10 protein-coding genes are annotated in these 9783 nt (G+C 65.5%); 6 read left to right on the forward strand and 4 right to left on the reverse strand.

The window, feature by feature from the left end; translation table 11 throughout:
• Positions 1-26 precede the first annotated feature (26 nt).
• The 4 genes from P6U29_RS23375 to P6U29_RS23390 are packed head-to-tail and all read left to right on the forward strand — an operon-like array spanning position 27 to position 3704.
• Positions 27-1064 carry an NAD-dependent epimerase/dehydratase family protein gene (locus P6U29_RS23375; RefSeq protein ID WP_407112480.1) on the forward strand — a complete coding sequence of 346 codons (1038 nt, stop codon included), beginning with the start codon at positions 27-29 and terminating at the stop codon, positions 1062-1064.
• Entirely contained in the window at positions 1051-1872 is an 822-nt protein-coding gene (locus P6U29_RS23380; RefSeq protein WP_407112481.1) for a GNAT family N-acetyltransferase, read from the forward strand. Before P6U29_RS23375 ends, P6U29_RS23380 begins: the two co-directional genes overlap by 14 nt.
• Positions 1873-1878: 6 nt before the next feature.
• Entirely contained in the window at positions 1879-2934 is a 1056-nt protein-coding gene (locus P6U29_RS23385) for a dihydrodipicolinate synthase family protein (RefSeq protein WP_407112482.1), read from the forward strand.
• Positions 2922-3704, forward strand: a complete 783-nt coding sequence (locus P6U29_RS23390) for an ABC transporter ATP-binding protein (RefSeq protein ID WP_407112483.1) — start codon at positions 2922-2924, stop codon at positions 3702-3704. Before P6U29_RS23385 ends, P6U29_RS23390 begins: the two co-directional genes overlap by 13 nt.
• A gap of 149 nt (positions 3705-3853) precedes the next feature.
• Here the strand turns inward: P6U29_RS23390 and P6U29_RS23395 are convergent, their stop codons facing one another.
• The 3 genes from P6U29_RS23395 to P6U29_RS23405 form a co-directional block, all read right to left on the reverse strand.
• Positions 3854-4942 (reverse strand): TRAP transporter substrate-binding protein, encoded by a 1089-nt coding sequence (locus P6U29_RS23395; protein ID WP_407112484.1) that lies wholly within the window; start codon positions 4940-4942, stop codon positions 3854-3856.
• Positions 4943-5064: 122 nt separating this feature from the next.
• A complete protein-coding gene (locus tag P6U29_RS23400) occupies positions 5065-5322 on the reverse strand; it encodes a hypothetical protein (protein ID WP_027572180.1) in 258 nt (85 codons plus the stop codon).
• A 69-nt stretch (positions 5323-5391) separates the two neighbouring features.
• Entirely contained in the window at positions 5392-6348 is a 957-nt protein-coding gene (locus tag P6U29_RS23405) for a DUF2778 domain-containing protein (RefSeq protein WP_407119404.1), read from the reverse strand.
• 188 nt (positions 6349-6536) lie between these two features.
• Between P6U29_RS23405 and P6U29_RS23410 the strand changes: the two genes are divergently transcribed.
• Together P6U29_RS23410 and P6U29_RS23415 are read left to right on the forward strand one after the other, a co-directional pair.
• The gene (locus P6U29_RS23410) at positions 6537-6983 is read left to right on the forward strand and encodes a DUF1810 domain-containing protein (RefSeq protein ID WP_407112485.1); all 447 of its coding nucleotides are present in this window, start codon (positions 6537-6539) and stop codon (positions 6981-6983) included.
• An 89-nt stretch (positions 6984-7072) separates the two neighbouring features.
• Complete coding sequence (locus P6U29_RS23415) at positions 7073-9154, forward strand: methyl-accepting chemotaxis protein (RefSeq protein WP_407112486.1); 2082 nt, start codon at positions 7073-7075, stop codon at positions 9152-9154.
• On the opposite strand, the gene P6U29_RS23420 is transcribed toward P6U29_RS23415, so the two are convergent.
• Positions 9151-9741, reverse strand: coding sequence for an NADPH-dependent FMN reductase (locus P6U29_RS23420; protein ID WP_407112487.1), 591 nt, complete (start codon positions 9739-9741; stop codon positions 9151-9153). The two genes, P6U29_RS23415 and P6U29_RS23420, sit on opposite strands and share 4 nt — an antisense overlap.
• Positions 9742-9783 lie beyond the last annotated feature (42 nt).

Genomic DNA, 9783 nt, shown 5'->3' on the forward strand with positions numbered 1-9783 from the left:
GCAGAATTCAGACCAGGGACAAATCCATGCTGCTCACCCGCCAGACGCTGCCGAAGACCATCCCTGACGTCGCTGCGCTCGACGAACTCTTGTGCCGGCCGACGCAGGCGCTCATCGACGACCTCAAGAAGGTCGAAGGCGAGATCATGATCCTCGGCGTCGCCGGCAAGATGGGCCCGACGCTGGCGGGGCTCGCAAAAGCCGCCGTGCCGGACCGCCGCATCATCGGCGTCGCGCGCTTCAGCGATGCCAGCGTGAAGGATTGGCTGCATGCGCGTGGCGTCGAGACCATCAATTGCGACCTGATGGACGAGCGCGCGATTCAGGCGCTGCCCAAAGCGCCGAACATCGTCTTCATGGCCGGCCGCAAGTTCGGCGCCGAGGGCGATCTGTCGCTGACCTGGGCCATGAATGCCCATGTCCCGGCGCTGGTGGCGCAGGCGTTCCCGTCCTCGCGCATCGTGGCGTTCTCGACCGGCTGCATCTATCCCTTCGTGCCGGTCGACGGCAAAGGCTCGACCGAGGAGATGGCGCCGAACCCGCCCGGCGAATACGCCCAATCCTGTGTCGGCCGCGAGCGGATGTTTGAATATTTTTCGCGCAAGTTCGGCACGCCGGGCCGCCTGTTCCGCCTCAATTACGCGATCGACATGCGCTATGGCGTGCTGCACGATATCGCGACGAAAGTGCTCAACGGCTCGCCAATCGACGTCAGCCTCGGCCATGTCAATTTCATCTGGCAGGGCGATGCGTCGGCACAAGCGCTGCGCTGCCTCGCCCATTGCACGACGCCGACCTCGCCGCTCAATGTCAGCGGCCACGAGATTTTGGCGGTGCGCGATCTCGCCCAAAAATTCGGCGCAAGGTTCGGCCGCGCGCCGGTGCTGACGGGCAAGGAGGAGCCGACGGCGTGGCTGACCGACACGTCGAAAGCGGTTGAGCTGTTCGGCCTGCCGGTGGTCGACACCGAGCAGTTGATCGCCTGGACCGCGGATTGGGTCTCTCGGGCCATGCCGAGCCTTGGCAAGCCTACCAAATACGAGGTGCGCGATGGACGCTATTGACGGGCCGCCCGTCCTCAAGCTCGGCGTGCAGGACGCGATCGCGGGGCTGGCGCTCTCGACGGAAGCGCATTGGAACCAGACCGAAGAGGACTGGCGCATCTTTCTGCGCGAAGGCATCGTGTTCGGCATCCGCGACAATGCGCGACTGGTCGCGACCGCAGCACTGCTGCCCTATTCCGGCAACAACGCCTGGATCAGCATGGTGCTGGTATCAGGCACACACCGCCGCCGCGGCCTTGCAACGCGTCTGGTCGATGCCTGCCTGGAAACGGCGCGCAAGAATGGCCTGACGAGCTGGCTCGATGCGACGCCCGACGGCGCCGCCGTCTACGGGCCACTTGGGTTCACGCCGACCCTGCAATTGCGCCGGCTGAGGCTGGTGAAATCCACACAGGCATCCGAGCCGGCCCCATCAGCTGCAACGCTCGAGGCGCTGTGTGCCCGCGACCGCCGCGCCACCGGTTTCGACCGGACTGCTCTGCTGACCGCCTTCACGCAGCGCTCCGGTTCACGCATCGTCGCAGCTAGCGGATGTATCGCGCTGGTCCGCGACGGCAGAACCGCGCGCCATATCGGCCCGTTATTCGCCGATCATGCCGCCGAAGCGCTCGCCCTGGTTCGCGCGATTGCAGGATCCGAGAACGGCCCACTCCTGCTCGATGCCGTCGCGTCACAAGCTGCGTTCCTGGAGGGATTGACGACGTCCGGCTGGACCATCGAGCGGCCGTTCCAGCGCATGCGGTTCGGGCCCGCCACCATTGCCGCTGAGGAAATGCCATTCGCCGTCGCCGGCCCGGAATTCGGATAGGACATCATGCACCACAGCCAGATCAACAGCGACATCCGCAAGCTGATCGCCGAGGGCACCGTGCTGCCGGCACACCCCCTCGCGCTCACCGCCGAGCGCCAGCTCGACAAGACGCATCAGCGCGCGTTGACGCGCTATTACATCGACGCCGGCGCGGGCGGCCTCGCCGTCGGCGTGCACACGACCCAGTTCGCGATCCGGGACATCGGCCTCTACCGTCCCGTGCTCGAGCTCGCCGCCGAGACCGCCGCGAGCTGGACCACGCGGCCGCTGGCGCTGGTCGCTGGCCTTGCCGGACCAACCAGCCAGGCCACCGCCGAGGCCCGTACCGCACGCGACATCGGCTACCATGCCGGCCTGCTCAGCCTTGCTGCGATGAAGAGCGCCTCCGAGGACGAGATCATCGCGCATTGCACGGTGGTGGCCGCCGAGATTCCGCTGGTCGGCTTCTACCTCCAGCCGGCCGTCGGCGGCGTCATCCTGTCGAGCCGGTTCTGGCAACGCTTCGCCGCGATCGACAATGTCGTCGCGATCAAGATCGCACCGTTCAACCGCTATCGGACACTCGACGTGCTGCGCGGCGTGGCGGCCGCCGGCGCGCTTGACCGCGTCGCGCTCTACACCGGCAATGACGACCACATCCTGCTCGACCTGATGCTACCGTTCGATCTCCGCGACAACGGCATCACCACGCGAACCTATTTCAAAGGCGGTCTGCTCGGCCACTGGTCGGTGTGGACCGCCAGTGCCATCAAGCAGTTCGAGCGCTGCAAGGCAGCGCGGCACAAGGGCGCTGTACCCGCAGACCTGCTGGCGCTCGACGCCCGCGTCACCGATTGCAATAGCGCCTTCTTCGATGTCGCCAACAATTTTCACGGCTGCATCGCCGGCTGCCACGAGGTGTTGCGGCGGCAGGGTCTGATGCAAGGCCTGTGGTGCCTCGATCCGAACGAGGGCCTCAGCCCCGGCCAGAAGGAGGAGATCGACCGCGTCACGCGCGAGCACGCCGACCTCAGCGACGATGCCTTCGTCGCCGCGAACTTGAACAAATGGCTGGCATGAGCTCAGACCCCTTCATCAGCCTGCAAGGCGTCCGCAAGGTCTATCGCTCCGGCGGCGCCGATTTTCTCGCGGTGTCCGACGTCACGATGGACGTGGCTGAAGGTGAGCTGGTCTCGCTGGTCGGCCCCTCCGGCTGCGGCAAGACCACAGTGATGAAGATCCTGGCCGGCCTGCACGGCGCCGACGGCGGCACCGTCAGGATAGGCAATGCCAAGAGCCCGTTCGATCCGACCCGCGACATCGGCATGGTGTTCCAGCAGGCGCTGCTCTTGAAGTGGCGCACCATCTTGGACAACGTGCTGCTGCCGGCCGAGATCGTCGGCCTGCCGATGAAGGCCGCGCGCGAGCGGGCGCGCGACCTGCTTAACCTCGTCGGGCTCGCCGGCTACGAGCAGAAATACCCGCAGCAGCTGTCCGGCGGCATGCAGCAGCGCACGGCGATCGCGCGCGCCTTCATTCACGATCCAAAACTGATCCTGATGGACGAACCGTTCGGTGCGCTGGATGCGCTGACGCGCGAGCAGATGAATCTGGAGATGCTGCGGATCTGGCGCGAGAGCGGCAAGACCATCATCTTCGTCACGCATTCGATCCAGGAAGCCGTCTTCCTGTCCTCGCACTGCGCCGTGCTGACGGCGGGACCTGCGAAGATGGCCGACTATTTCGCGATCGACCTGCCCTTCCCGCGCGACCTGCCGCTGAAGACCACGGACGCATTCGGCGCCTATGCACGGCGCATCTATGCGAAGCTGGGGCTGGGCGCGGCGTAAGATGCCACACGAAAATTCTCGTAGGGTGGGCAAAGCGAAAGCGTGCCCACCATGCCAAGTCCAGCAAGACATGGTGGGCTCGGCGCAGGCGCCTTTGCCCACCCTGCTGGAGCGCGGCGCAATCGTGGCGCCGCGCCCTCCTCTTCCGCTCAGCTCTTGCGCATCTTGCTGAGCAGATAGTTATCGTAAAAATTCTCCGCGATCTGCGTGTAGAACAGGAGCTCCTTCATATAGGCGTCGTGGCTCTCCTTGGTCCGCTTGAACAGGTCACTCTTGGCCGCGAGCTCGTTCAGATGGTCCTGGGTCGCGTTGTAGCAGGCCTCCAGCACCGGTTGCGGGAAGGCCTTCAGCTCCGCACCATTGGCGATCAGCCGCTTCAGCGCCGCCGGATTCACGCTGTCGTATTTTTCGAGCATCCAGGCACCGGCCGCTGAGCCCGCCTGGTTGACGATGGCCTGATATTGCTTCGGCAGCGAAGCCCATTTCTCGTCGTTGACGATCATGTGCAGCATGGCGCCGCCTTCCCACCAGCCGGGGAAATAGTAGTACTTGGCGACCTTCTGGAAACCGAGCTTCTCGTCGTCATAGGGACCAACGAACTCGGCAGCATCGATCGTGCCCTTCTCGAGGGCCGGATACACGTCACCTCCCGCGATCTGCTGCGGAACGACGCCGAGCCTTGCCAGCACGTGGCCGCCCATGCCTGCGATGCGGAATTTGAGACCTTTGAGGTCGTCGACGGTCTTGATCTCCTTGCGGAACCAGCCGCCCATCTGGGTGCCGGAATTGCCGCAGAGGATGGCATGCGCCTTGAATGGCTTGAGCGCCTCATTGGTGAGATCGGCGCCGCCGCCGAAATGCCACCAGGATTCCTGATGGCGATGGTTCATGCCGAACGGTGCACCGGTGGCATAGGCCAGCGCCGGCTCCTTGCCGATGTAGAAATAGAGCGGCGTCTGCGCCATCTCCACCGAGGCGGTGCTGACGGCATCGAGCGCCTGAAGGCCGGGAACGATCTCGCCGGCCGCAAAGGTCTGGATCTGGAATTTGTTGTCGGTGGCCTCAGCGACGTATTTCGCAAAGGTCTGCGCCGTGCCGTAGATGGTGTCGAGCGATTTCGGGAAGCTCGAGGTCAGGCGCCATTTGATCTCGGGCGCGCTCTGCGCGATCGCAGGTGCAGCAACCAGCGTCGCAGCGCCGGCGACCGCGCCACCCCTCAGGAATGTACGGCGTTTCATGATGGGGACTCTCCCTTGAAGCAAGTTTCAAACATATGGGCATTGCGGCGACGGTCTTCGCGGACCGTTTGCCCGTTCCCAAAGCAGAGTTCAAGATGCGACAGAACGGCCTGTAGCCCGCGTCAAAGCAATTTCGCGCTGACGAACAGCGCGCGCACGGCGTTGGTCGCCTGCACCGCCAGCATGGCGTTACCAGCGGCACCTTCCAGAGCCGCGATGGCGTCCTCGTGCAGGGAGCGGAATTCCATCCACTCGACCGATTTGAAGTTGGTGAGGAATTGATAGGCCTGACCGACGGTCGCGATCGCCAACGTGTCACCGTTCAGCTTGATCTTGAACGTCGTGCGCAGCGGAGTTTCGGAACTTGATGGATCACTCATGGGCTGCTTCTGGACGAGGACGGCTTAACGAAGGGGAAACGGCAGCAACCCCGCCGTCACAGGCGAATATCAGGAATCGGTGCTCGCGCGCTGCGAGGCGGTCGCCGATCCGCGCAGGTTCGGCACAACGACCAGGCGGTTGAACTCGCCGTTGTCGTAGGCCTTGAGGAAGCGATCATAGTCCTTGATCGAGACACAGCCGTTGGAATCGCCGCGCGGCCCAAGCATGTAGTTATGTGTGAGCAGACCGACGCGGCCGAGCGCGCTGGTGCCGTCAGTCGGCGTCATGCGCAGCGCCCGCACGCCGTGGAACAGCTTTTCGCGCGGCTTGAGGTCGTAGGTCGCCGGCGGGGTCGCGCCGACCATGCGCTGGTCGACATGGCCGGGATCGTCCATCAGCGCGCCCATGCCGGAATGAGCTTCCAGCGCCACGCCGCTCGGCAAGTACACCGCCTTGGCCGAGATGTCATAAACCGCCGTCCGCGAATCGTAGCCGAGGGCGGCAAGATCCGGCGCCTTGCCGAACAAGCCGTCGCTGGGAGTCAACGAGGCCAGCTTGATCTTGTCCGTGAATTTCTCGAAGAAATTGCGGTTGTCGACCCTGGGGTTGGTCTCCGCATAGGCTTGGCTGGAGGCAATCTGGGCGGAGAAGTCCGCCTGGACCGGACGCGAGCGCGGCATCGGAATGACATCGGCGCGCTGTTGAGAGGGCCTCGCCTCCTCGACCGCGGAGGAGTGGTCGTCCTCGGTCAGGATCAAGCGCCAGTCGTCGCCCTGGAGCCTCTGGGCGAGCATCGCCTTGGCGTCCCGCAGCTTGAGCTGGACCGCATTCACCGCGGAGCGCTCCAGCGCCCGCAGGCCGAGCTCGCGGGGCGACGGGCTGCCGGCGGCCGACGCGAAACGATCCTCGAATGACGGGGAATTGGCCGGCGGCAAGGCGGCGGAGACCAGCGGAGTCGAATCGCCCATATCGGTGACCCACGCGGCAGTGCCAAGCGCCAACGCCATCGCTGCCAGAGACAGCATGATCGTCTCGGCGCGCCCGACACGGCGGCGCGACAACAGCCTCTCGGCATGTGCTGCGTCGGAAACCATCAGATCCCCAAATCGACCCCCGGGGGTACCACCCCCACCCGGAGACTCTATACCAGCTACCACATTGGGAGCCAAAAGTTAGGCATAATCGCGGCCGGCAAGCCCCTCTGAGGTATCCAATGACCGATCCTTTCGATCTCAACCGCTTTGTCCGGGCCCAGGACCCGGTCTATCGCGACGTCCAGGGCGAGCTGGCTCGGGGCCGGAAGCAGACTCACTGGATGTGGTTCATCTTCCCGCAGGTCGCGGGCCTCGGCTTCAGCGCCATGTCGCAGCGCTACGCCATTGGGTCCCGCGCAGAGGCCGAGGCCTACCTCGCCCACCCCGTCCTCGGCGCGCGCCTGATCGAATGCACGAGGCTCGTGCTCGCTGTCGAGGGCCGGACCATCAATGCGATCCTCGGCGCGCCGGACGATGCGAAATTCCGCTCCTCGATGACGCTGTTCGGCGCGGTGTCGGACGAGCCCGTCTTCGACCAGGCGATTGCCCGACATTTCGCTGGCGAACGCGACCGCGCCACGCTGGAGATCCTGTCGAAGCTCGACCGGCCCCCCCGGCTGAGTTGACGGGATCGGCAGCGTAAACCGGCGGTTAACACGGACAACCTATCGTTCGGGCAAAATAATTCTCCTCCCGCGCCAATGGCGGATTGCCCATGAAAATCGGTACGCTCCTGACGAGCGCCATCGTCTCGCTCTCGACCGTCGGCGGCGGCCTCGCCGTCTACGTCGCCGTGACGAAGTACCAGACGATGGAGCGCATCACCGAGGCGCAAGGGCGGCTGGCGATCGTCCGTGCCGTCAGCGACATCCCGCGCTACCTCAACCCCGAGCGGGGCTTTTCCACCAACATCCTCTACGGGCCTGCGACCATCGACCCTGCGCTGCTTGCCGAGCAGGACAAGCTGCGCAAGCAGACCGACGGCGCCCGCGACAAGATGAACGCGCTGCGCAAGGAGCTGCCCGGCCCGTTCGACGACGGCACGACCATCGGCAGCAATATCGACGGCATCAGTGCGAAGTTCACGGCACTGCGCGAGGCCATCGACAAGGCGCTCGCCGGGCCAGCCGAGGCGCGCAAGGACGCGGCCAAGAAGATCGTTGCCGACAACGCCGTGCTCAACAGCGGCGTGACCGCGCTGCTCAACGAGCAGGTCCGCCGCATGGCGATCCTGAACGGTGACGCCTACCGGCAGGCCAGCTACGCCAATGTCGCGATGACGCTGCGCGATGTCGGCGGCTTCAACTCGAGCCTGCACAAGAATCTTCTCGGAGGCAAAAAACCGGCGACGGATGCCGAGAAGGCCGACATCGGCCGCTCGCAGGGTCGCAACGATCAGCTCGTGATGGCGCTGCTGGAATTGCGCGGCAATCCGGCGACGCCAGCCAACGTCGCCGCAGCGCTGGAGAAGTTCAATTCGGTCTATGTCGAGGAGTTCGGCCGCGAGCTCAAGCTGGTGAAGGACGGCGCTGTCACCGGCAAATACGAACACGACATGGACACTTATTACGCCGCCACGCAGCGCGGCCTCGGCACCATCATCGAGGTCCGCGACGCCTTCTACGACAATGCCGAGCAGATCCTCGCCGGGGCTTCCTCGGCCGCACGCACCAGCTTCACGATCGCACTCGCCGGCCTTCTCGCCGTGCTGATCGCGAGCGTCGGCCTCATCGTGATGGTTCGCCGCCGCGTCTGCGCGCCGATCGTGACCCTGACGACCCGGATGTCACGGATCGCCGATGGCGAGGTCGCGGAAAGCATTCCCGGCGCCGAGCGTTCCGACGAGATCGGGGCGATGGCCGCGGCGGTTCAGGTGTTCAAGGACAACATGATCCGGGCCGACCGGCTCGCCGCCGAGAAGCAGACCGAGAACGACGGCAAGATGCGCCGCGCACAGGTGCTCGACGATCTCACCCGCGCCTTCGAGGCCAAGGTCACCGAGCTGGTCGGCGGCCTGTCTCGGGCTTCCGCGACCATGGAAAGCACCGCGCAGTCGATGACCTCGACGGCGGCGCAGACCAACAGCCAGGCCGCCGTGGTCGCCGCCGCCTCCGAGCAGACTTCAACCAATGTGCAGACCGTCGCCAGCGCCACCGAAGAGCTGACCTCCTCGATCGCGGAGATCGGCCGTCAGGTCGCCCAAAGCACCGAGATCGCGGCCCGCGCCGTCGACAACGCCCGCCGCACCGGCGATACCGCCCGTGCCCTCGCCGAGGGCGCGCAGAAGATCGGCGACGTCGTCACGCTGATCCAGAGCATCGCCGAGCAGACCAACCTGCTCGCCCTGAACGCGACCATCGAAGCCGCCCGCGCCGGCGATGCCGGCCGCGGCTTTGCCGTGGTTGCCTCCGAAGTGAAGTCGCTGGCCGGCCAGACCGCCAAAGCCACCACCGAGATCTCCGAGCAGATCACGGCGATCCAGACCGCGAGCGACCAGACCGTGGCCGCGATCCGCAACGTCGCCGACGTCATCGCGGAGATCGACCAGATCGGCACCGCGATCGCTGCGGCGATCGAGGAACAGGGCTCGGCCACCAAGGAGATCGCCCGCAGCGTCCAGGAGGCCGCCCGCGGCACCCAGGAGGTCAACAGCAACATCTCCGGCGTGCAGCGCGCCGCCGACGACACGGGAGCCGCCGCGAGGGAGGTGTTGGGCGCCGCCGAGCAGCTCTCGACGCAGTCGCGAGACCTCGCCGGCCAGTTCGACCGCTTCCTCGGCGAAGTCCGGACCGCTTAGTAAGGCGGCGCTTTGCGCGAGCGCTGTGCTTTCGCCGCCTCGATCCACCAGGTGAGATCGTCGGCAAAGCGCGGGAACGAGCGCTCCAGGGCCTTGCCGCCGTCGCCGATCGGCTCGCCGTCGGCCGACAATGTCTGCGCGATCGGGCCGACGCCGATGGTGCTCGACACCACCACGATGCCCATCTCCGACAGCGTGCCGTGCCAGGCCGTTGCGGCGCGCGCGCCGGACAGTCGGCCGGCCGAATAGCTCACGATCGCGGCGGGACGCCAGAACCACTCCTCGAGGAAATGGTCGGTGAGATTCTTCAGGCCGGGCTGGATGCCCCAATTGTACTCGCCGGTGACGAAGACGAATCCGTCGGCGCCGCGGATCTGCCCGGCCAGCTTCTCCAGCTCGGCGGGCGCCGAGTCCTTGGGATATTCCTTGTACATGCGGTCGAGCATCGGCAGGCCGATCACCTTGGCGTCGATGAATTCGACGTCCTCGCCGCGGCCGCGCAGCCGATTGATGACGAAATTCGCAAGGCGGATGCCCATGCGGTCGGAACGGTAGGAACCGTAGAGGACAAGAATGCGATTGCTCATGGCAGGACGGTAGCACGAAACCGCCGTCCGGCCCCACTCGAT

Source organism: Bradyrhizobium sp. LMG 9283, from assembly GCF_045571415.1.
Taxonomy (GTDB): Bacteria; Pseudomonadota; Alphaproteobacteria; order Rhizobiales; family Xanthobacteraceae; genus Bradyrhizobium.